This window comes from Aciduliprofundum sp. MAR08-339 (assembly GCF_000327505.1).
In the GTDB taxonomy this organism is placed as follows: domain Archaea; phylum Thermoplasmatota; class Thermoplasmata; order Thermoplasmatales; family Aciduliprofundaceae; genus Aciduliprofundum.
Map to the genome: position 1 here is coordinate 565,608 of NC_019942.1, position 19,429 is coordinate 585,036.

Below are 19,429 nucleotides of genomic sequence, written 5' to 3' on the forward strand. Positions count from 1 at the left end.
CATGGCAGGTAAGTTTAATAATGGCGAAATGTGTTGGGGTATGGGTGCTCGTATGAATGTGGCGGTTATCGGCTTGCAATTTGGCGATGAGGGTAAGGGCAAAATCGTTGACTTTCTGTCCAAGGATTTTGACATAATAGCGAGGTTTTCGGGGGGAAGCAACGCGGGTCACAGTGTTGTTCATGATGGCAAGAAGTTCAAATTGCACCTTATCCCGAGCGGTGTTTTGAGGGGGAAAATAGGGGTGCTTGGCAATGGAATGGTTGTGGATCTTGAGGCTCTTAAAGGTGAAGTCGAGATTCTGCTCTCGGAGGGAATAGAGCCAAAATTGGTAATAAGCAGCCGTGCCCATGTGGTGACATCCTTTCACAGGGAGGTTGAGGTGATGGAGGATGAGTTGATAGGTATTGGAACGACCAGGAGGGGTATAGGACCAACCTACGAGACAAAGGCAAAGCGCGTGGGTTTGCGCATGGGTGATTTGTTCTACGAGGACATGATTTTTAAAAGGCTGGAATTGATGACGAAACTCTGGGGAATTTACGATGATGAACGGGTAAGAAGAGAGGCAAGAAAATTGCATGCACTTGCCCTTGAGTTTAAGGAAAGTGTGAAAAACACAGAACTCTGGCTCAACGCTGCAATGGACTCTGGCAAATCCGTTCTTTTTGAGGGCTCCCAGGCAGTTTTACTTGATATTGATTTTGGCACGTATCCCTATGTGACCTCCTCAAATACGATTGTAGGTGGTATATGCACAGGTCTTGGAGTATCCCCTCGTAGGATTCACAGGGTGATTGGGGTTATGAAACCCTATATGACGCGTGTTGGAAGTGGACCCTTTCCCACGGAAATCTTTGGTGAGTATGCCCGTGAGTTGAGGGAAAAGGGAGGAGAGTACGGTGCAACAACGGGAAGACCGAGGCGCGTGGGCTGGCTCGATATGCCTCTTCTTCGCTACGCCACCCTTGTTGGTGCTGTTGATGAGATTGCCCTGACAAAGGTGGATGTAATCTACGGTATGAAGAATGTGCCCGTTGCATGGGAGTACAGGTGCAGTGGGGAAAATAACACATATCCTCCTTACAATTTTGAGGAATGTGAGCCCGTTTACAGAGAGTACGGTGGATGGGATAGCATAGAGGATGAGGAATTCAGAGAATTTATATCCATGATTGAGGGTGAAACCGGGGCAAGGGTTAAATTAGTATCGTACGGGGCAGACAGGGAAAATACGAGGATTATTGATTGATCTCCTCCAGAATTCTGTTTATTTCTTCACACTGTCTTTCCATATTTTTTATAAAATTTTTTATTTCTTCCAGAGCCTGGGGCGTCTTTTCCGTCACCCGTGCCCCGCTGGGTGATGCTTCTATTACTCCCTCCTGCTCAAGGAGACGGAGTGAATACCTTATTTTGTGTTCAGGCATATTCAGCATGTGTGATAATTTTATGATTCCCACTGGTTGATTTTCCATAACTGCTTTTAGCACACGAATATGTCTTTCTATCAGCTCCATTTCTGTCTCAAGTTTATAAGTTATGCTCATTTTTTCACCCCCTGAGGCATGCTAACATGTATAGAATGAGGTATAAAAAACTTGCGAGAGGCGAAACGTTTATCTTTTGTATTACCATGCAAACAACATGAACTTGGAGGATATGTACAGGATGAAAATGCCGGGAGATGTTCGCATCTCTCCGGATGGAAAGGTTGTTTCTTTTGTGGTTGGGCAGATGAACAGAAAAAAAGATGCATATATTTCTCGTATCTACCTTTATGATGGGAAATTGAGGATATTCACCAGCGGTGAAAATGATAAGATGCCCAGATTTGCCAGGAATGGTGAATTGCTAGTTTACTACAGAGCAAAGAAGAAGGGAGGGGAAATCAGGGTCTTGCCCATTGGGGGTGGGGAGTCAAAACCAATAGCCGCCCTTGAGAATGGTATTGTGGACATGAAGGTTGACGGAAACTACGTTTATTTCACAGCACCAGTGGAAAATAAGGAAAAGGATGATGTGAAGCGCATAACCAGCATACCCTTCTACTTTAACGGCAAGGGGTTCATATACAACAAGAACCTGCAGATTTTCAGGGTCAAACTCACAGGTGGAAAGGTTGAAAAGCTTACCAGCGAGAAAGGAAAGATAGGGAGTTTTGATGTTAAGGCTGGAAAAGTGGTTTACACTGTGGTGGATGATGAGAGAGAGCCATTTATGGAGCATTTGCATCTCTGGGATGGAGAAAGCAGGAGAATAAGCAAAAGAAAGGCCGGAATTGGTGCATTTCGAATTTCTCCAGATGGAAAACGCGTGGCAGTTTTTTTGAAGTTCAATGAAAGGGGTCTTGCAGAGGATATGAGGCTTCATTTTCTCTCCACTGAGGGGGGTGATTATGAACTTGCTTGTGAAGAAGGTGTATCTCTTGGTCGTTCTTTAAATTCCGATGCCAGATTTGGAGGAGGCAGTGTAATGCAGTGGCTTGATGAAAGTATTTTATTCATAGCAACCCGCAAGGGAAAGCAGGAAATAATGATTTACACGGATGGCAGGTTCTACACCTTTATTGGAGGAGAGCGCAGCATTGAATCTTTTGCCTACGCCTCAGGTACGCTGGCTTTTGTAGCGCAGAAAATAAATCGCCCGGCAGAGGTGTATGTGAAGAAGAGCACAGAGCGGCGGATTACAAATTTTAACAGAAGATTTGCAAATCTTCCAAAACCAACGCATTTCACATTCAATGCGAGTGATGGCGAGGAGATTGATGGCTGGATTCTCCTACCCGAGGGCAATGGCCCCTTTCCCGCAATTCTGGAGATTCATGGTGGTCCCAAGACCTCATACGGCCACGCGTTCATGTTTGAGTTTTACTACCTTCTATCTCATGGATTCGCGGTGATATTCACAAATCCCCGTGGCTCCTCAGGCTATGGCGAGAATTTTGCCCTGCACATCCGGGGTGCCTTTGGAGAGAGGGATTACAGGGACCTGATGGAGGCGATGGATTTCGTCCTGAAGAATTACCCAATTGATCCACAAAGGCTCTATGTCACCGGGGGCTCTTACGGAGGATTCATGACAAACTGGATTGTGGGCCATACCTCCAGATTCAGAGCGGCCGTGACGCAGCGCAGTATAAGCAATCAACTCTCCTTCTGGGGGACAAGCGACATCGGGCCATGGTTCAACAAGGATTACATAGGCGCAGGCAAGGATCTGTGGGAGGGATTTGAGGATTACTGGAACATGAGCCCGTTGAAATACGCGAAGAACATAAAAACTCCTCTCTTGATAATTCACAGCGAGGAGGATTATCGCTGTCCCGTTAGCGAAGCGTATCAGCTATTCTATGCGCTCAAGATGAATGGCGTGGATACAAAGATGGTTCTATTTCCTAAGGAAAACCATGATCTCTCCCGGAGCGGAAAGCCAAAGCACCGTGAAATCCGCCTGAGGGAGATTTTGGAATGGTTTAAAAATCACCTGGAGTGAATACGTACTCCTCACAGAACTGGGCAAAATCCCATCGGCCACCACCCATTTTTATTATTTTCCTCGTATTTTCTATATCCTTTATTCTCGTTCCTGCAATCAGGTCAATTTTTCCATCGAGCCAGGAGGGATGAACTCCTGCTGTTGGACCCACAAGGAATTTTCTGTCCTCTGTGAGAGATAAAATGGCATCTATGCTGTCGTTAACAAGGGTTGCCCCCGTTATTATTACCACATCTGCCTCTGGTATTACTTTCGCTGCAAGAGAATCAGGATAAGCATTAAATCTCAATTTTGGATTTCTTTCAAGCACCACAACATCCATTTTCTCCTTCAAATTTTTCACCAGTGGAATCATATTACCCACAACCGCTATTCTTCCCCCTGGGCAGCATTCCGGGATATGCTCCACTATGTTCCTGTACCTAACATTCTTGGGCATATCCACTTTCCATAGAATGTACTGGGAGATTGCGTTTATGGCTGCAATTCCAAGAGATTTGTTCTGCATGTTTGTTGAACTCACCATATCTCTCAAATTATTCGCCCGTGGTTCATCGGCGAATCCTCTGCTTAGATCCTCCACCGGCATATATGCAACGCCCATTTCCCTACCCTTTGGGCCTTTTACGATGGCATAGGTGTATTTCAGACCAACAGCAAAATCCTCAAACACGAGTCCCTCCTTTTTTGCAAACTCCATAGCCCTATCTGCCAGTAAATCCACAAGCATACAGGTAAATTGATTTAGATATTAAAAAGAGTGGGGCCGCCCGGATTTGAACCGGAGTCACCGGCTTTTTTGAGGGTTGCAGGAGGTAGAGGAACCCGCTGGTGGTTCCCTTCCCAAAGCCGGTAGGATAACCAAGCTACCCCACGGCCCCGTGGGTGGTGAATGAGCAAACTTGTAAATTAATTTTTTGCCCGAGATTTGGTTTGAAATTCGAACGAATAAAATTAAATATAAAACTTAAGATTACAGGGAAGACAAAAAGACTTAAGAAGGTGGTAACTTGGAAAAGGTAAGCAAAGCGAACCGGTTCGTGTATGCCTTCCTGATATTCATTGTCATATGGTGCGGATTCACATTTTCACCTGGGATCAGGCCAGAGCAGTATCTTGAAGAGTTTCTGGCAGGAATTGTGTTTTCACTAATTGCGGCGGCCTTCAGTTATGAACACCTTTCCCAGAGGGGGTTGTATAATCTCTCTCCCCACAGGGTATGGTGGTTTTTGAAGTACATTCCTGTTTTCATATGGGCTATGATAAAGGCCAACCTTGACGTTGCCTACAGGGTTCTGCATCCTGCCAGACCCATAAGGCCTGGTATAGTGAGGATAAGAACAGATATTAAGAGTCCTGTTGGAAAGCTTGCACTGGCAAATTCCATAACCCTTACCCCTGGAACAATGACCATGCAGATTGTTGACGATAAATATTACATTCACTGGATTTACGTGCATAGCGAGGATGAGAAGGAAGCTGGTGAGATGATAAAGGGGGAATTTGAGCCATACCTTAAAGAGGTGTTTGAATGAATTGCCCAATAGATTTATGTGCCATCTACATAGTGCTCATAGCCATTGCAACTTTCCTCACCATTGTGCGCTTGGTGAAGGGTCCAACAACTGCCGACAGGGCCGTGGCTCTGGATATTTTAACCAACGTCACAATAGTTTTCCTTGTTTTGCTGGGCTACTATTTCGGTAGGTTTGTGTACCTTGATGTGGCCCTTGTGTATGGAATACTTGCATTTGTGGGTGTGATTGCCCTCGCTAGGTATCTGGAGGGAGGCCTATGATCGATGTGATTATTTACATACTGAGGATCATAGGATACATTCTGATGGGCATAGGCACTTTTTTCCTGTTTCTTGCATCAATTGGCCTAATAAGGATGCCAGATGTATACAACAGGATGCAGACGGCAACAAAGGCAACAACTCTTGGTGCTCTGAGCGTACTTGTGGGGATAGGGCTTGTTGATCTCTACTGGCTTCCCAAGAGCCTCATTCTTGCGGTTTTCATAGTTCTTACAGCCCCCATAGGCGCGAGCGCTCTTGCCAGGGCGAGTTACAAGCATGGCATACCCCTGTGGGAGAATAGTGTAATTGATAAATACAAAGAGGAAAAGGAGGATGATTGAATTGATAGACATGTTCACCATAGTTTCACTAATCCTCATAATTGTGATGATAATCTCCGCCATAATTGCAGCCGAGTTAAAGGATCTGCTCTCAGCTGCGGTGGCTCTTGGAGTTATGAGTCTTGTTGTTTCAATTCTCTTTTACATGCTCCAGGCACCGGATGTTGCAATCACCGAAGCGGCCATAGGTGCGGCACTGAGTATGGCTATTGTGATATTTGCTGTTAGAAGCACGAAGAGGTGGGAAAAATGAAGAGGATACTTGCAGCAGTTCTGGCAATACTCATATTCATCGTATTTGCTCTTGCCTTTGCAAAGATACCCTTTGGTGAAAAAATGAGCACTTATCCCAACTATACCGAGCCCCTGCTTAACAGTACCTCAAACATGTCCCTGCCCCAGCACTACCTTACCTATGGAAAGAAAGAAACTGGGGCCACAAACATGGTTACTGCCATAGTGGTTGACTACAGGGGTTTTGATACCCTAGGTGAGGTAACGGTGTTATTCCTTGCAGCCACTGGTGTGGGCTCCCTGATGTACGTTGAGGATAAACAAAGGAGAAGGGTAAGAAAATCAAATGCTGTTGTTGAAACAGGCTCAAAACTTCTGTTTGGTTTCATAATTCTTTTCGGCGGATACATATTCATACATGGCCATCTTACCCCTGGAGGAGGCTTCCCAGGTGGTGCGGTTATTGCCTCGGCGTTCCTGTTACTCTACCTTGCATATCCAAAGTTCCATGCCAATCATAAGAGGCTAAACGTCTCTGAAAGCCTTGCGGGATTGACCTATGTTATTGTGGGTCTTCTCGGATTGGTTTTGGCCGGTTACTTCCTCTACAACTTCCTGCCATTCGGTATTCCCACATATCTCTTCAGCGCCGGTGTGATTCCTGTGATTTATACGGCAATAGGTGTAAAGGTGGGATCTGAACTTACAGGAATAGTTGATGCGATGATGGGGGTGAGAGAGTGACTCCCTACTACTATCTTGGCTCCCTGGCTCTCATAGCGATAGGAATATACATCGTGATTGCCAAGAGAAATCTGATCAAAATCATAATTGGTCTTGATATAATGGATACGGGGGTTAACCTCCTTCTCATCTCGGTGGGTTATGTGAAGGGAGGAACTGCCCCTATTGAGAACGTGCCTGGCCCGTACGTGGATCCTGTACCCCAGGCCCTTGTACTCACGGCCATCGTTATAGGTGTCTCTGTAATGGCCCTTGCTCTTTCAATAGCCATAGGGATATACAAAAATACGGGTACAATGGAACTTGATGAACTTCTGGAGGTGAAAAAATGATGATAAGGCCAGTTTTGCTTATCGCATTTCCCCTGTTTTTCGCATTTCTCATACCCATAATCGGCTTCTGGAGCAAAAAGGCTGTGAGGTACACAGTTTTATTTGCCACAGCGTTAAATATAATCCTTGCCTCTGTTCTTTTGTTTGAGGCTCTGAACAAACCTGTGTTTGATACGATTGGCGGATTTCAGCCCCCCATAGGTATCGTGCTCATGGTGGGGCCTCTGGGTGCTCTTATAGCACTCCTCATTAGTGGGGTTGCATTCGTAATATCAATCTACAACCTTAAGGTGGAGAAAGAGCCTATTGTGAGGTACTCAATGCTTTACCTCCTTCTTATGATGGGCTCAACTGGAATGGTTCTCACAGGAGATCTTTTCAATCTGTTCGTGTTCCTTGAGATAACCTCTATAGCCTCCTACGGTCTGGCCGCATATAACAAGGACAAGAAGGGTTATATGGGTGCGATGAAGTATGTTGTTGTTGGTTCAATAGGAAGTACGTTTGTTCTGCTTGGAATAACCCTCATCTACGCCCAGCTGAGAACTCTCAACATGCTGGATATCGCAGCGCGCCTTGGTGAGATGAGCCCCATAGTTAAGATAATGGCCTTCACATCCCTCTTTCTCGGATTTGGTGTGGAAGCGGAGATGTTTCCTCTAAACACATGGGTTCCGGATGCATACGATGGCGCTCCCAACCCAATAAGTGCAGCCTTTGCCTCCATACCTGCCAAGGCGGGCATATTTGCTCTCGCAAGGGTTATATTCACCATGTTCGGTTTTTCAAATTTCCTCTGGTTCGTGGTCATAATGGGGCTTCTCACAGTGTTCTTTGGCGAGATAATAGCCTACACGCAGAAGAATCTGAAGAAGATGCTCGCCTACTCGTCCATTGGGCAGATGGGAATGATAATAATGGGGCTGGGTATAGGAACGACCCTTGCAGTTGAGGGTGCATTTTACCAGATGCTCGCCCATGCCCTTGGAAAGGCTCTGCTGTTCATCGCTGCAGGATTTCTTATATACGCTGCCAAGAGCGATAAAATTTCGGATATGAGAGGACTGGCCAGAAATCCATTGATAGGTATACCCCTTCTTGTTGGTGTGCTTTCAATAATGGGCATGCCTCCCTTTGCAGGGTTCTACGGCAAATTCTTCATACTCATGGGTGGCTTTTCCCAGGGTTACTATGCGGTAATTGCCCTGTTCCTGGCTGCCAGTATAGTGGAGGTTGCATATTATGCTAGATTTATCAAGGTGGTGTTTGAGAAGGGAGATGCCAGCGTGAAACCGGATCCAATAACCTATGTGCCTCTTATAATCCTGGCAGTTGTGATAGTTCTGATTGGGGTATATCCAAAACCCGTGCTTAGCGTGTTGAGTCACGCGGCCGCGTTCATAGCAGGAGGTGCTTGAAATGGATGCTTGGACTTTGTTTGGTGTATTTGTACTTCTTCCCCTTGCGGGTGCGTTGATTTCCTATTTCGGCAGAAAGTACTCTCCCCTCATAGCCCTCATCTTCACAGCTGTACCTGGCGTATTTCTCTATCTCTGGTACGGTGAATGGAACGTGAGTGCATACTCTTTCACGGTGAACATAGGGGTGCAGCTCAACTTAACCTTTGATGCTACAACCTGGTTCTTCATGGTGATGATGAACACCGTGATTTTCACATCACTTCTCTTTGCGATAAGTTACAATATGAAGAATCCTGGCGGTTTTTCAACTCTCATGCTTCTGAGCTTTGCGGGTGCTAACGGGGTCTTGCTCTCCAGAGACTTCCTCAGTTTGTACATATTCTGGGAACTGATGTCATGGTCCGTGTATGTTCTCGTTCTGCGCACATCTGGTGAGTATGCCCGCATATACCTTCTGTTCGGTGTGTTATCTGCGTACTTCATATTGATGGGCATAGGCATAGTTTACTATTTTACAGGCAGTTTTCTTTATTCGTCGGCCGCATCTGGAGTCATACCTCAATATGCCTGGGCATGGATCCTCCTGTTCTTCATCCTTGGATTTGGGGTGAAGATGGCCATAGTGCCCCTCCATGTGTGGGCACCCTACGCATACTCCTCTGAACAGTCATTTGTTGCGTTTCTATCCGGTGGTTTGAGCAAACTTGGAACCTTTGGGATAATGATGAGCATGTACGCTGTGGCAGGGGTTAGTGTGCTATCCTCCTTTGGAACATTCAGGGGGATATCTCTTATGGGTTATCCCTTTGCCCTTCTGGGTGCAATAACGGCCTTCATAGGAACAATACTGGCCATATTCCAGGACGATCTGCGCAAACTGCTCGCATACTCCTCCATTGGGCAGTTGGGTTATGTTATGGTCGGTCTTGGACTTGGCACGCCCCTGGCACTTGGGGGAGCACTCTTCCATGCCTTCAATCACGCGTTCTTCAAGTCATTGCTTTTCCTGGGTGCTGGAGCGGTTATATACAGAACAGGAAAGTACAAGATAAGTGAGATGGGTGGCCTTGGATACAGAATGCCCTTCACATTCCTATTCGTGCTGCTGGCCATATTTTCCCTCGCAGGAATACCAATAACTTCAGGGTTCATATCAAAGTGGATGCTCTACGAAGCAGCCATAGCGAGGAAGTTCGTCATAATTGCCCCTCTTATGCTTATTGCCTCGGTTGGGGCTTTTCTATACTCCTTCCGCATACTTTATGGAGTCTTCCTGGGTCAACTGGATAAACCAAATGAGAATGTGAAGGAGGCTCCAGCGCCCATGCTGGCCGCCATGGGTATTCTGGCAATTCCCCTTGTTCTGTTTTCCATAGTTCCTGGCTGGATTATGGGGTGGATAAACCAGGTTCTTGTGAACATGGGTGTTGGAAAGCTGGATTACACCACATTTGCATACTACTCATCCATAGGCGGAGCAGATATGGCAGTCTTCTGGGTCGCATTCATTCTTCTGTTTATGGCTGCTTTCATCGTATTCCTCAGGAAGGCAAAGACCACAGTTGTGGTTGATCAGTACGACAACTACCTCGGTGGAGAGGCAAGAGATTATGTGCAACTTCACGCAGCCCACAACTTCTACAAGCCATTAAGGGATACCTGGGCTCCATTACTGAAATACAGCATGGATAGGGCCTATGTGAGGTTCAGCAAATTCTTCACCGAAGGATTTGAGGAGATAAAGAGAATGTATACGGGTAATCCCCAGGATTATGCCGCTTATCTTGGTATTGCATTTTTGGTATTTCTTATCGTCGGGTGGTGGTTGCTATGACTGACTGGATAGGTGTGCTCATCACGGCAGGGGTCACTGCTCTGTATCTGTTTCTGGCCATAGTTATAGGTCTTCTGTTTATGGGTATAGCCAGGAAGATAACGGCAAGGATACATAACAGGGTGGGTCCTCCAGTTTACCAGAATTTCATTGATGTTGGCAAGTTACTTGCCAAAAAGACAAATATAAAACATAACTGGATATTTGACCTGGCTCCCCTTTTTGGATTTTCAGGGGTGCTTCTGACCCTTGCATTCCTGCCAATGGGTGGCTACAGAATGCTGAGCGCGCAGGGGGATTTGATTCTTCTGCTTTACATAATGGTGATACCTGCCCTTGGCTTCGCTCTGGGTGCAGGAGCATCGGCGAATCCAAATGCGGGAGTGGGCGTCATGAGGGCCCTGACCCTTATGCTCTCCTATGAAATGCCATTTCTTCTTGTGCTTTTATCCCTAATGATTTACTACAACACCGCGTCCCTTAACGTTCTTCTTCAAAAGCAGATGGGAATGTGGGCCATTGCAGTGCTTCCTATATCCGCCCTGGCTGCGGATATGGCGCTTCAGGGTATGATGATGGAGAAACCTTTTGATATACCAATAGCCCCCCATGAAATTGCCTCGGGACCAATGGTGGAGTTCGGTGGTAATTACCTAGGTATGCTTATGCTCTACTCTGCTGGTGCTGTGGTTGTGGAAACATCTCTCTTTGTTGACCTATTCTTGGGTGGAGGTATCGTTTTGAATCTAGCCACCTACGGTATTCTTGCATACATCGTGAACTACATTGTGTGGTTCATACTTATCCTCGTTGTTTGGCTCATAGCCATATTTATAAACGCTGTGTTTCCAAGGTTCAGAATTGAGCAGGCCTTCAAGTTCTACTGGAAATGGCCAACCATAATTGCCATAATCGGGCTGGCGCAGGCGTATATAATGAGCGTGTTCCTGGGGGTGGTACCATGAATGAGAATCCCTTGCCAAACGTCATACCTGAAAAGGACTGGAAAAAGATACAGAGGATGCTCTCAAAGCGTTCACTCTGGATGATTCACTTCTGCACGGGATGTGGTGCAATGGAGATGCCTCCAACAATGACCTCAAGATACGATATGGAAAGATTTGGCATAATACCCATGGCCACCCCACGTCAGGCTGATTTGCTTCTCGTTACGGGATATGTGGCCGTTAAAACCCTTAAAAGAATAGTGCGTGTTTACGAGCAGATGCAGGATCCAAAGTATGTGATAGCCTTTGGCTCATGCCCGATAAACGGTGGAATATACTGGGATTCATACAATATCATAAAGCGCCTTGACAAGTACATACCTGTGGATCTATACATTGCGGGCTGTATGCCAAGGCCTGAAGCCATAATGGATGCATTTCTTAAACTCATGAAGGATATTGACGAGGGTAAGGCCAATGGATGGATGAGATATCGCAAATATTACGAGAAGTACAAGGCTAACCAGATGCGCGTATTCAAGAGGTGGGATGAATGAAGGCAGAGGCGATATTCAAGGAGTTGGGCTTGGAATATGAGCCTATGAAGGTCAAGGGTAATAGTGCACCAAGATTCAAGGCCAGGGTAGAGCCCGATAAACTTGAGAACATAATTTTGAAATTCAAGGAAAATGGATTTAACCACTTCGTTGCCATGAGCTGTGTGGACTGGATAAAGGATGGAAATCTTGAACTCATATACCATCTCTTCAGTTACGAGCATATGGAGGATGTATTTCTCAGCATATACCTCCCAAGGGATGCTCCGGAATTCAAGAGCCTTAGACATATATTTCCTCAACTGGAGACATACGAGAGGGAGACCCATGAGATGTTTGGCGTAAATTTTGAGGGCAATGATAGGCTTGGAAATTTCATACTTGAGGACTGGAGCGATATGCCTCCAATGCGCAAGGACTTTGATACTGTGAAGTATGCCAAGGAGCATTATGAGGATGTACCCCTCGTTGAAGAGGAGGGTGATGAGAAATGAAGGAATTTGAATTATTTGTTGGTCCTCAGCACGTTGGTGTTACGGGAAATATGATGTATCACGTCTGGGTTGATGGTGACACTGTGGTTAAGGTGGAAACCAATGTGGGATATTTGCACAGGGGTTTTGAAAAACTTATGGAGAGACGCAGTTGGCTTATGAATGTGGCTCTCATTCCAAGGATATGCGTTCCCGAGCCAGACGTGAATGAGGCAGTATATGCAATGGCCGTTGAATCGCTCATGGATTGGGACATTCCTGAGAGGGCAAAGTACATCCGTACCATTGTGCTTGAGATGGCCAGGATAAGCGGACATCTTCTCGCAATAAGTGGATATGCTGGCGCCATAGGTCTCTACACCCTGCCAAACTGGGCAATAGGTGACAGGGACTACCTCCTTGATCTCTTTGAGCAACTGACTGGAGCAAGGGTGTATCACATATTCATATTCCCTGGAGGCGTGCGCTGGGATCTGCCCGATGGATTCCTTCGCAAATTGAAAAAGGTTTTGGATTACCTTGAAGAAAGATTGAAACTCTACGATGAGGTTATGTTCCGAAACGAGATATTCTTCCGCAGGGCCATTGATGTGGGGGTGATTCCCAAGGATAAGGCAATAGAGTGGGGAGTAACGGGGCCAAATCTCAGAGCCTGCGGATATCCGTATGATGTGAGAAAGGTGGATCCCTACGCCGCCTATCCTGATCTGGAGTTTGAGATTCCCCATTATCCCAAATTTGGAGAGTTTGAAGCCTACGGGCACGGATGCGATGCCTATTCCCGTATGATTGTGAGGCGCTTGGAAATAGAACAGAGTATAAGGATTCTAAGACAGATTATAAAGAAGATACCGGAGGGACCTCACACGCTCAAACTTCCAAATCCTCTCGCCTGGAAGGTTCCTGCAGGTTATGCATTTGCCCGTGTGGAGAGTTCAAAGGGCGAATTTGGATATCTTGTTGTCAGCGATGGTGGAAAGATGCCTTACAGGGTACATGTGCGTGGCCCATCCTACACCCATGGGATAAATGTGATTGAGAAGATCTCACCCGGATTGAACATTGCTGATTTCTCGCCCACGGCATTCAGTCTTGACGTTTGCCCGCCGGATATTGAGAGGTGATAAAATGAGTATAGTTAAGCCATTTAAGGCATTAAAGCATCTTGGTAGGAAGCCGCATACCGTCAGATATCCGTATCAGAAGCATACCGATATTGAGGGACTAGAGTTACCTACCGAGAGATACAGGGGTTTTCATTCAAATAACATTGAAACCTGTATTGGCTGTCAGATGTGTGCCAAGGTCTGCCCAGCAAATGCCATTACCTATGTGAAGATTGAGAACTCTGGGAAGAAGGGATTGAAGTGGAGACCCGTTATAGATTATGGAAGATGCTGCTACTGCGGTTTCTGCACGGACATATGCCCCACAAAATCTCTGATTCTCACTCCCAGGTACGAACTTGTGACGGAGAATATTGAGGAGTTCAAGTTCATACCCACATACCAGATCAGGGAGGGAAAGGATAAGGCAATACATATGGATGAGGTTCTCTTCAAGCCAGAAGATTATGTACCTCCAGAGCCAAAGGAGGAGAAAGAGAAAACTTAATAATCTCTCAATTTTTCCCAATTTTATGAGATTGTATCCTTTCAAAAGAGGGCACAAGAAGGGCATTGATGAAATTGAGGTAATAATGAAGGAGATTTTCGGAGATGTGAGCAGGGAGAATGGACACCTTCTTGCCTCCTATGGAGCACTTGAGAAAATTGAAATTTGGATTGAAGAGGGTAAGATGGCTGCGGAGACAAAGAGCAGGAAAGTGGAGAGTTCAATTTCACAGGAAACTTTGAAGCGCTGGAACGATTTTCTTTTCAGGGTTACTGGCTATACTGCCAAGGAGAGGAAGAAGAGGATGACCAAAACATAAATAAATGGGATCAATTATCCCTATCCTGTGCCCGAGTGGGGTAGCTTGGATATCCTAGGGGCCTGCGGAAAGCCCCTTTCTTAAAAAGAAAGCGGCTTTATCTGGAAAGAAGGGGTTTGCAGGCAGCCCCGGACCCGGGTTCGAATCCCGGCTCGGGCACTGATACGTATTTTATCCATTTGTTGAAAAAATATATATCTCACTAAGCCATGATTTTGCCTGGAGTGATTAAAATGATCAGCAAAAAGCTTATGGGCATCATCTCTGTGCTTATTTTGATTGTGGCAATGGTGGCTGGCTATGTTTACTTCACTCGGGGGAGTGAGGAGATAAAACCCATGGAAATTTCACCTTCCAATTGGGATGGAAATGGAATACTTCTCAACACGGGAAGCAAGATATATCTTCTGGGGACCTCGGATAAAGGTGAGAATACAACTCTTCACATAGTGTCCATTTCCTCCAGTGGAGACATTTCATTTGGCAATACCAGTGAAATCCAAACGCTTTCAGGGCATCCAGTGTATTTCAGCAAGGTGAAACTTGGGAATAAATTCTATGTGGCAATTGCAATGAACAACGACACGAGCAGCAATACTGCCGTCACAGAGATTATTGAGCTAAGCGAGAGAGGAAAGATGCTTTCCACCCACTGGCTCAGAAATGTTCTTGTGTATTCCATCTCGGAAAACGATGGGAAATTTTACATGATGGGTTTGAATGGCAGCACGGCCACTCTACTGATGACCACTGATTTCAGGAGTTACGTTGTCATAAAATCCATTGAAAATGTTAAATTTATCATGGGCAGCTATTTCATGCAATATGGCGCGAATTTCTATCTCACATATCTGCTCTCTCTGAAAAACGATATTAATGATGACCTGTCGCTGATAAGAATATCTGGTAACAGTACCGAATGCATTTTTCACAGCAAACCCCATACTCCCATCATATATTCCTACGCATCGCAGGGAAAGCTGTATCTCTATGTACCCATGAAGAATAGCATTGAACTTTACATAATTTCCCCTGATGGAAAAAATATGGGAGAGCGTGTTGTAGCATTGCCATTCTATCATTCCACCAGTGGAATAACCTTCGGTGTTGGGCCAGAGAGAACCCTCATGTACTCAAAGGACGGTGTGCATTTCACTGGATTTTACAAGTTGGATGGTGTGCAGATAGATTATTTACAACCCACCAGTACCATTATAAATGAAAAGCTTTACATAGCCGCTCTGGTCAATGAAAGCCCGGAAATTCTGGAATTTGACCTCTCCTCCAAACTCTGATTTTTTCATTTTCCAAGGCAGTAAAGTTTGTAAGGTATGCCTGGAACTATTCTGCTCTTTCCTTTAAACATCTTCTTCACGGCATACCTCGCCACTTTATCCGGGGAGAGCATTATCCTCTCAAGCCCCTTGGTAGGCATACCTGCATTTTTGAAGAAATTGGTGCGCGTTGGACCGAGGAGAAGATGGGATATTTTTATTCCTTCAGGCAATTCTCTTTTCAAACTTCTTGTGAAATGAGCCACATAGGATTTGGATCCTGCGTAAACGCTCAATTTTTTCTGTGCTCTGCAGGCTGCCACAGAGGATATGTTCAGGATGTAGCCTCTCTTATTCACATCTATGAATTTCTTTGTGAGATGGGTCAATGCCACCACATTCAACATAAGCATATCTTCAATTTCATTCCAATTCTGCTCGGAGAGTTTTCCATAAAGCCCAAATCCAGCGTTGTTTACCAGAACATCGGGTTTGTACTCTTCAATTATCTTTCCTGCCTCCAGGTATCTTTTTGAGAGATCCATGGCGAACCATTCTCCATCAAGCGTGATGGCAGCTTTTTGTAACTTCTCCTCATCTCTCGCAATTAATATTGGCCTGTATCCCCTCTCCTTTAACTCCCTGGCTATGAAGAATCCAAGTCCACTTGAACCGCCCGTTATCAAGGCCCACATGGGCGGAAATGGGTTTAAATATATCTAAATCTTTCCACGCATATGGATCTTGAACTCAATGATGTGGACGAAAATACCCGGTTTGAGGTCAAACTTCAGATATCACTCTACAACACCGCCCTGAAGGTTTTCAGGGAAGACAGGAAGGAGGATTTTGAAAGGTATATGCTTGAAAGGGTCGAAAAGATAAAAAGAATTCTGGGTATTGAGGTGCAGAGTTTTAGAGTTCTGGAAAACGGAAACGTTATATTTGAGGTGCGGGAATGATAGTGTTTGACAACCACCTCCATCTTCAGTTCCACGGGGAGAATGTTCTTGCTGTTAAAAGATTTGAAAAGCTTGGAGGTACGCACATAAACCTCACCAATGTGCCAAACCCTAACTACAAGAAGGATGAGGATTATTATCGCAGGATTTATGAAGACACGTTCAAACTCGCAGACATGGTGCGCGCGCATACATCTGTTAAGGTGCTTGTTACCATAGGCCCGTATCCTGTGGATATGGTTGAGCTGGTTAATGATGGAAAATCTGTTGCGGAAGCGAAGGAATTTATGATTCATGGGCTTGAAATTGCAGAAGAGTTCATTGAGAGCGGCATGGCGCATGCCATCGGCGAGATTGGAAGACCGCATTTTCCCGTAAGCGATGAGATCTGGAATGCGAGCAATGAGGTAATAGGGGAGGGCATGAAAATAGCAAAAAATCTCGGTGTGCCTGTGGTTCTCCACACCGAGAGTGCCACGGAAAAAACATGGAAGGATCTGGCTTCTCTGGCAGACCGCGCAGGTTTGCAGAGGGATATGGTAATAAAGCATTACTCGCCCCCTGTAGTGGATGAGAGAAATGGGGGAATATTTCCTTCGGTGCTCGCCTCAAGAAAGAATGTGAGGGAAGCCATTTCTCAAGGTACAAGATTTCTCCTTGAGACGGATTTCATGGACGAGCCAACGAGAAAGAACGCGGTGCTGCCTATAGAATCCGTGCCTAAGAGAGCAAAGTGGATCGTGCAGGAGTACGGCAAGGAAAAATGGTGCAGAATAATGGAGAATGCAAAAAGAATTTACAAAACATTTGAGGAATGGTCTTAATATATTTGTTCCATTTTCCACCCATGAACTTCAAAGATCTCCTTGATTATGCTGGTAGGTTGAAGAGGATAAAACGCACAGGATGGGTTGTTCGGGGAATACCTGAGCCTGAGAGCATAGCAGACCATTCTTATCGTGCTGCACTTTTGGGTTATTTTCTCGCGTTGGAAAGGGGCCTTGATGCTGGAAAGGTTGCGGGTATGCTCCTCGTTCACGATATGGGCGAATCACTCATAGGTGATATCACACCCGAGGGAGAGATGTTTATGGAAAAGATTGAGGCCGAGGATAAGGCGATGAAATTTCTGGCGGATAAAATAGGGAGCAGGAAAATATATGAATTGTGGAGAGAGTTTAATTACGGAAAATCTCCGGAGGCCGAACTGGCAAGGGAGGTTGACAAGGCTGAGATGGCCTATCAGGCCCTGGAATACTCAAATATGGGATTTCCTATTTATAGGGACATGTTAAAATACCTTCCAGACTATTTGAAATGAGGGCATAGATTTTTATACATCCCTCCTCTTCACAATTTATGGACGAGGAATACTGCAAATTGCTTGAAGAGTATGTGGAGCATTTGAGCATGGCTCTGATAGTGGATATGATGAAGAGGGGAGTTTTCAAGGATAGTGCAACAGAGATTAAGTTGGAGAAAAAATTTGTGGATGAGGTAAAGAAGGAGTATGCAAATCTGGATGTTGAAGATGAGGAAGAAAGGGCTGTTGCCGCAGTTCTCAATGCTCTCTCAAATTATTATGGCAGTGATATGTACGAGGAGGAGATGCTCGCTAGAGCCAACATAATTTTGAATTTCATAGGTGATGAACTGGAAAAATAAAAATTAAAATATCTGAAAAATATTGCACCGTAGCCCCGTGGTGTAGTGAGCACCGGCAGGTGCGAACTAGCCCCGGAGCAAGCAGAGCGTAGCCCCGTGGTGTAGCGGTCAAGCATGCGGGACTTTGGTGGAGCCCCTTTGGAAAAGGTGCTCTACCCCCAAAGGGCTTCGAGGACATCCCGCGACGGGGGTTCGAATCCTCCCGGGGCTGCTACTTATTCCATTTCCTCAAAAAGCCTTTTGTAGAGTTCTTCAGGGGACTCTTCTTTCTTCTTTTGAGGTTTGCTATTCAGCACTTCCTCTATTTTGTCCTTTCTGTAAACCCAGTAGTGGATTCTCCATAGTTTACCCTTGGATATGGTAATTTCCTCCTCCATGGGCTTTACTATTTCAAGTTCTTCGAGATAGTAAAACACGTCTCTGTCCGCAGGAGTTAGCATATTGTCTATTATTCTGTCACCATAACCAAAAAAATTCACAACGTACTCTGCCAAATCCTTAATATCCTCTTCTTCCATTTTTCCCCCAAGCAATTTTTTTAGAACAGTGTACAAAATCTCATAGGTGACAATATCCATTGCAAGGGGGCATGTCCATAAAAATTATAAAATTTTCGTGAAAGGTCGAATATTTTTATACGCAGTGCCCTTTAAGGTTATGATGCCTGAGAATATTGAAAGGGTTGTGGAAATTTTAAAGGCCACGGTGCCGCCCCACCCCTACAAATCCAAGGAACCATTCAGGGTTCTAATAGCCACGGTGATTTCACAGAGAACAAAGGATGAGGTCACATATTCAGTGGCGGAAAGATTGTTTGAGAAGTATCCCGACCCATCCTCTTTAAAAAATGCGCCGGTGGATGAGATAGCACGTTTGATCTATCCAGCCGGGTTTTACAAGCAGAAGGCCAGGAAAATAAAGGAGATTGCGAGGATCATAGACGAGGAATACGATGGTGTAGTGCCTCGCACTCTGGATGAACTTCTCAAACTTCCCGGGGTGGGCAGGAAAACCGCCAACATAGTTCTCTCAAGATGCTTTGATCAGGATGTAATTGCAGTTGATGTTCATGTGCACAGGATATCAAATCGTCTCGGTTGGGTCAGTACCCGCACCCCTGAAGAAACGGAGAGGGAGTTGATGAAAATTTTACCCAAGAAATATTGGAGGGAAATAAACGAACTCCTTGTGATGTTCGGGCGCACAATATGCAGGCCAGTTGGGCCCAAATGTGATGAATGTCCCGTAAGTGATTTCTGTGATTATTTCAAAAATAAAAAGAAAAGGTAGGGGGTCAGCGTGATTACTTTCTCCTTCTCATCTCCTCTGCCTTGTTCTTTCCTATTGCAAGCATCATCTCTATCATTTTTATCACCTCCCTTTTCGGGTCTC

At 45.4% G+C, this 19,429-nt stretch carries 26 protein-coding genes and 3 tRNA genes; 24 read left to right on the forward strand and 5 right to left on the reverse strand.

Going from position 1 to position 19,429, the window contains the following annotated elements:
• The first annotated feature begins 52 nt into the window (after positions 1 to 52).
• On the forward strand, positions 53 to 1,252 hold the full coding sequence (locus ACIM339_RS03145; protein ID WP_048104003.1) for an adenylosuccinate synthase: 1,200 nt from the start codon (positions 53 to 55) through the stop codon (positions 1,250 to 1,252).
• Here the strand turns inward: ACIM339_RS03145 and ACIM339_RS03150 are convergent.
• Complete coding sequence (locus ACIM339_RS03150) at positions 1,242 to 1,550, reverse strand: hypothetical protein (RefSeq protein ID WP_015283159.1); 309 nt, start codon at positions 1,548 to 1,550, stop codon at positions 1,242 to 1,244. The genes ACIM339_RS03145 and ACIM339_RS03150 overlap by 11 nt on opposite strands.
• A 97-nt stretch (positions 1,551 to 1,647) precedes the next feature.
• Between ACIM339_RS03150 and ACIM339_RS03155 the strand changes: the two genes are divergently transcribed.
• Positions 1,648 to 3,495, forward strand: a complete 1,848-nt coding sequence (locus tag ACIM339_RS03155; RefSeq protein WP_015283160.1) for a S9 family peptidase — start codon at positions 1,648 to 1,650, stop codon at positions 3,493 to 3,495.
• On the opposite strand, the gene ACIM339_RS03160 is transcribed toward ACIM339_RS03155, so the two are convergent.
• Both ACIM339_RS03160 and ACIM339_RS03165 read right to left on the reverse strand, forming a co-directional pair.
• Positions 3,476 to 4,228: a Rossmann-like domain-containing protein gene (locus tag ACIM339_RS03160; RefSeq protein WP_015283161.1), complete on the reverse strand. Its 753-nt coding sequence runs from the start codon at positions 4,226 to 4,228 to the stop codon at positions 3,476 to 3,478. The genes ACIM339_RS03155 and ACIM339_RS03160 overlap by 20 nt on opposite strands.
• Before the next feature lie 31 nt (positions 4,229 to 4,259).
• Positions 4,260 to 4,379: transfer RNA gene (locus ACIM339_RS03165), tRNA-Pro, on the reverse strand.
• Between the two features lie 129 nt (positions 4,380 to 4,508).
• Between ACIM339_RS03165 and ACIM339_RS03170 the strand changes: the two genes are divergently transcribed.
• From ACIM339_RS03170 to ACIM339_RS03245, 16 genes are all read left to right on the forward strand, one after another.
• A complete protein-coding gene (locus ACIM339_RS03170) occupies positions 4,509 to 5,033 on the forward strand; it encodes a Na+/H+ antiporter subunit E (RefSeq protein WP_015283162.1) in 525 nt (174 codons plus the stop codon).
• Entirely contained in the window at positions 5,030 to 5,296 is a 267-nt protein-coding gene (locus tag ACIM339_RS03175) for a monovalent cation/H+ antiporter complex subunit F (RefSeq protein ID WP_015283163.1), read from the forward strand. Before ACIM339_RS03170 ends, ACIM339_RS03175 begins: the two co-directional genes overlap by 4 nt.
• Complete coding sequence (gene mnhG, locus ACIM339_RS03180; protein WP_015283164.1) at positions 5,293 to 5,640, forward strand: monovalent cation/H(+) antiporter subunit G; 348 nt, start codon at positions 5,293 to 5,295, stop codon at positions 5,638 to 5,640. The genes ACIM339_RS03175 and mnhG overlap by 4 nt, the downstream gene beginning before the upstream one ends.
• A 4-nt stretch (positions 5,641 to 5,644) precedes the next feature.
• Positions 5,645 to 5,893, forward strand: a complete 249-nt coding sequence (locus ACIM339_RS03185; protein ID WP_394295537.1) for a DUF4040 domain-containing protein — start codon at positions 5,645 to 5,647, stop codon at positions 5,891 to 5,893.
• Entirely contained in the window at positions 5,890 to 6,618 is a 729-nt protein-coding gene (locus ACIM339_RS03190) for a Na(+)/H(+) antiporter subunit B (protein ID WP_015283166.1), read from the forward strand. Before ACIM339_RS03185 ends, ACIM339_RS03190 begins: the two co-directional genes overlap by 4 nt.
• Positions 6,615 to 6,950, forward strand: a complete 336-nt coding sequence (locus tag ACIM339_RS03195) for a sodium:proton antiporter (RefSeq protein WP_015283167.1) — start codon at positions 6,615 to 6,617, stop codon at positions 6,948 to 6,950. The genes ACIM339_RS03190 and ACIM339_RS03195 overlap by 4 nt, the downstream gene beginning before the upstream one ends.
• Entirely contained in the window at positions 6,947 to 8,368 is a 1,422-nt protein-coding gene (locus ACIM339_RS03200; protein ID WP_015283168.1) for a proton-conducting transporter membrane subunit, read from the forward strand. Before ACIM339_RS03195 ends, ACIM339_RS03200 begins: the two co-directional genes overlap by 4 nt.
• A 1-nt stretch (position 8,369) precedes the next feature.
• Positions 8,370 to 10,205, forward strand: a complete 1,836-nt coding sequence (locus tag ACIM339_RS03205) for a proton-conducting transporter membrane subunit (protein WP_015283169.1) — start codon at positions 8,370 to 8,372, stop codon at positions 10,203 to 10,205.
• Positions 10,202 to 11,170: a respiratory chain complex I subunit 1 family protein gene (locus ACIM339_RS03210; protein ID WP_015283170.1), complete on the forward strand. Its 969-nt coding sequence runs from the start codon at positions 10,202 to 10,204 to the stop codon at positions 11,168 to 11,170. Before ACIM339_RS03205 ends, ACIM339_RS03210 begins: the two co-directional genes overlap by 4 nt.
• Positions 11,167 to 11,709: an NADH-quinone oxidoreductase subunit B family protein gene (locus ACIM339_RS03215; protein ID WP_015283171.1), complete on the forward strand. Its 543-nt coding sequence runs from the start codon at positions 11,167 to 11,169 to the stop codon at positions 11,707 to 11,709. The genes ACIM339_RS03210 and ACIM339_RS03215 overlap by 4 nt, the downstream gene beginning before the upstream one ends.
• Complete coding sequence (locus ACIM339_RS03220; RefSeq protein ID WP_015283172.1) at positions 11,706 to 12,203, forward strand: NADH-quinone oxidoreductase subunit C; 498 nt, start codon at positions 11,706 to 11,708, stop codon at positions 12,201 to 12,203. Before ACIM339_RS03215 ends, ACIM339_RS03220 begins: the two co-directional genes overlap by 4 nt.
• Positions 12,200 to 13,327 (forward strand): NADH-quinone oxidoreductase subunit D, encoded by a 1,128-nt coding sequence (locus ACIM339_RS03225; protein ID WP_015283173.1) that lies wholly within the window; start codon positions 12,200 to 12,202, stop codon positions 13,325 to 13,327. Before ACIM339_RS03220 ends, ACIM339_RS03225 begins: the two co-directional genes overlap by 4 nt.
• A 4-nt stretch (positions 13,328 to 13,331) precedes the next feature.
• Entirely contained in the window at positions 13,332 to 13,817 is a 486-nt protein-coding gene (locus ACIM339_RS03230; protein WP_015283174.1) for a 4Fe-4S binding protein, read from the forward strand.
• A gap of 25 nt (positions 13,818 to 13,842) precedes the next feature.
• A complete protein-coding gene (locus ACIM339_RS03235) occupies positions 13,843 to 14,136 on the forward strand; it encodes a DUF5611 family protein (protein WP_015283175.1) in 294 nt (97 codons plus the stop codon).
• Positions 14,137 to 14,165: 29 nt separating this feature from the next.
• A tRNA-Arg gene (locus tag ACIM339_RS03240) sits at positions 14,166 to 14,295 on the forward strand.
• 74 nt (positions 14,296 to 14,369) lie between these two features.
• Positions 14,370 to 15,431 carry a hypothetical protein gene (locus ACIM339_RS03245; protein ID WP_048103751.1) on the forward strand — a complete coding sequence of 354 codons (1,062 nt, stop codon included), beginning with the start codon at positions 14,370 to 14,372 and terminating at the stop codon, positions 15,429 to 15,431.
• Positions 15,432 to 15,436: 5 nt separating this feature from the next.
• On the opposite strand, the gene ACIM339_RS03250 is transcribed toward ACIM339_RS03245, so the two are convergent.
• Entirely contained in the window at positions 15,437 to 16,105 is a 669-nt protein-coding gene (locus ACIM339_RS03250) for an SDR family oxidoreductase (RefSeq protein WP_015283177.1), read from the reverse strand.
• Positions 16,106 to 16,147: 42 nt separating this feature from the next.
• On the opposite strand from ACIM339_RS03250, the gene ACIM339_RS03255 reads away from it, so the two are divergent.
• The 5 genes from ACIM339_RS03255 to ACIM339_RS03275 all read left to right on the forward strand — a co-directional run bounded on the left by ACIM339_RS03255 (position 16,148) and on the right by ACIM339_RS03275 (position 18,248).
• The gene (locus ACIM339_RS03255; protein WP_015283178.1) at positions 16,148 to 16,372 is read left to right on the forward strand and encodes a hypothetical protein; all 225 of its coding nucleotides are present in this window, start codon (positions 16,148 to 16,150) and stop codon (positions 16,370 to 16,372) included.
• Positions 16,369 to 17,196: a TatD family hydrolase gene (locus ACIM339_RS03260; protein WP_015283179.1), complete on the forward strand. Its 828-nt coding sequence runs from the start codon at positions 16,369 to 16,371 to the stop codon at positions 17,194 to 17,196. Before ACIM339_RS03255 ends, ACIM339_RS03260 begins: the two co-directional genes overlap by 4 nt.
• Before the next feature lie 23 nt (positions 17,197 to 17,219).
• A complete protein-coding gene (locus ACIM339_RS03265; RefSeq protein WP_048104008.1) occupies positions 17,220 to 17,693 on the forward strand; it encodes an HD domain-containing protein in 474 nt (157 codons plus the stop codon).
• 38 nt (positions 17,694 to 17,731) lie between these two features.
• On the forward strand, positions 17,732 to 18,037 hold the full coding sequence (locus tag ACIM339_RS03270; protein ID WP_015283181.1) for a hypothetical protein: 306 nt from the start codon (positions 17,732 to 17,734) through the stop codon (positions 18,035 to 18,037).
• A 90-nt stretch (positions 18,038 to 18,127) separates the two neighbouring features.
• Positions 18,128 to 18,248, forward strand: a tRNA-Gln gene (locus ACIM339_RS03275).
• 4 nt (positions 18,249 to 18,252) lie between these two features.
• Here ACIM339_RS03275 and ACIM339_RS03280 read toward each other — a convergent pair.
• Positions 18,253 to 18,615 (reverse strand): DUF6015 family protein, encoded by a 363-nt coding sequence (locus ACIM339_RS03280; RefSeq protein WP_015283182.1) that lies wholly within the window; start codon positions 18,613 to 18,615, stop codon positions 18,253 to 18,255.
• Positions 18,616 to 18,697: 82 nt separating this feature from the next.
• On the opposite strand from ACIM339_RS03280, the gene nth reads away from it, so the two are divergent.
• The gene (gene nth, locus ACIM339_RS03285) at positions 18,698 to 19,327 is read left to right on the forward strand and encodes an endonuclease III (RefSeq protein ID WP_015283183.1); all 630 of its coding nucleotides are present in this window, start codon (positions 18,698 to 18,700) and stop codon (positions 19,325 to 19,327) included.
• Positions 19,328 to 19,429: the final 102 nt, after the last annotated feature.

Excerpts from the sequence above, each read along its gene's own strand:
- ACIM339_RS03145 (WP_048104003.1), top strand. The coding sequence starts at position 53 with ATGAATGTGGCGGTTATCGGCTTGCAATTTGGCGATGAGGGTAAGGGC.
- ACIM339_RS03150 (WP_015283159.1), bottom strand. The coding sequence starts at position 1,550 with ATGAGCATAACTTATAAACTTGAGACAGAAATGGAGCTGATAGAAAGA.
- ACIM339_RS03155 (WP_015283160.1), top strand. The coding sequence starts at position 1,648 with ATGAACTTGGAGGATATGTACAGGATGAAAATGCCGGGAGATGTTCGC.
- ACIM339_RS03160 (WP_015283161.1), bottom strand. The coding sequence starts at position 4,228 with ATGCTTGTGGATTTACTGGCAGATAGGGCTATGGAGTTTGCAAAAAAG.
- ACIM339_RS03175 (WP_015283163.1), top strand. The coding sequence starts at position 5,030 with ATGAATTGCCCAATAGATTTATGTGCCATCTACATAGTGCTCATAGCC.
- mnhG (WP_015283164.1), top strand. The coding sequence starts at position 5,293 with ATGATCGATGTGATTATTTACATACTGAGGATCATAGGATACATTCTG.
- ACIM339_RS03190 (WP_015283166.1), top strand. The coding sequence starts at position 5,890 with ATGAAGAGGATACTTGCAGCAGTTCTGGCAATACTCATATTCATCGTA.
- ACIM339_RS03200 (WP_015283168.1), top strand. The coding sequence starts at position 6,947 with ATGATGATAAGGCCAGTTTTGCTTATCGCATTTCCCCTGTTTTTCGCA.
- ACIM339_RS03205 (WP_015283169.1), top strand. The coding sequence starts at position 8,370 with ATGGATGCTTGGACTTTGTTTGGTGTATTTGTACTTCTTCCCCTTGCG.
- ACIM339_RS03210 (WP_015283170.1), top strand. The coding sequence starts at position 10,202 with ATGACTGACTGGATAGGTGTGCTCATCACGGCAGGGGTCACTGCTCTG.
- ACIM339_RS03215 (WP_015283171.1), top strand. The coding sequence starts at position 11,167 with ATGAATGAGAATCCCTTGCCAAACGTCATACCTGAAAAGGACTGGAAA.
- ACIM339_RS03220 (WP_015283172.1), top strand. The coding sequence starts at position 11,706 with ATGAAGGCAGAGGCGATATTCAAGGAGTTGGGCTTGGAATATGAGCCT.
- ACIM339_RS03225 (WP_015283173.1), top strand. The coding sequence starts at position 12,200 with ATGAAGGAATTTGAATTATTTGTTGGTCCTCAGCACGTTGGTGTTACG.
- ACIM339_RS03230 (WP_015283174.1), top strand. The coding sequence starts at position 13,332 with ATGAGTATAGTTAAGCCATTTAAGGCATTAAAGCATCTTGGTAGGAAG.
- ACIM339_RS03235 (WP_015283175.1), top strand. The coding sequence starts at position 13,843 with ATGAGATTGTATCCTTTCAAAAGAGGGCACAAGAAGGGCATTGATGAA.
- ACIM339_RS03245 (WP_048103751.1), top strand. The coding sequence starts at position 14,370 with ATGATCAGCAAAAAGCTTATGGGCATCATCTCTGTGCTTATTTTGATT.
- ACIM339_RS03250 (WP_015283177.1), bottom strand. The coding sequence starts at position 16,105 with ATGTGGGCCTTGATAACGGGCGGTTCAAGTGGACTTGGATTCTTCATA.
- ACIM339_RS03255 (WP_015283178.1), top strand. The coding sequence starts at position 16,148 with ATGGATCTTGAACTCAATGATGTGGACGAAAATACCCGGTTTGAGGTC.
- ACIM339_RS03260 (WP_015283179.1), top strand. The coding sequence starts at position 16,369 with ATGATAGTGTTTGACAACCACCTCCATCTTCAGTTCCACGGGGAGAAT.
- ACIM339_RS03265 (WP_048104008.1), top strand. The coding sequence starts at position 17,220 with ATGAACTTCAAAGATCTCCTTGATTATGCTGGTAGGTTGAAGAGGATA.
- ACIM339_RS03270 (WP_015283181.1), top strand. The coding sequence starts at position 17,732 with ATGGACGAGGAATACTGCAAATTGCTTGAAGAGTATGTGGAGCATTTG.
- ACIM339_RS03280 (WP_015283182.1), bottom strand. The coding sequence starts at position 18,615 with ATGGATATTGTCACCTATGAGATTTTGTACACTGTTCTAAAAAAATTG.
- nth (WP_015283183.1), top strand. The coding sequence starts at position 18,698 with ATGCCTGAGAATATTGAAAGGGTTGTGGAAATTTTAAAGGCCACGGTG.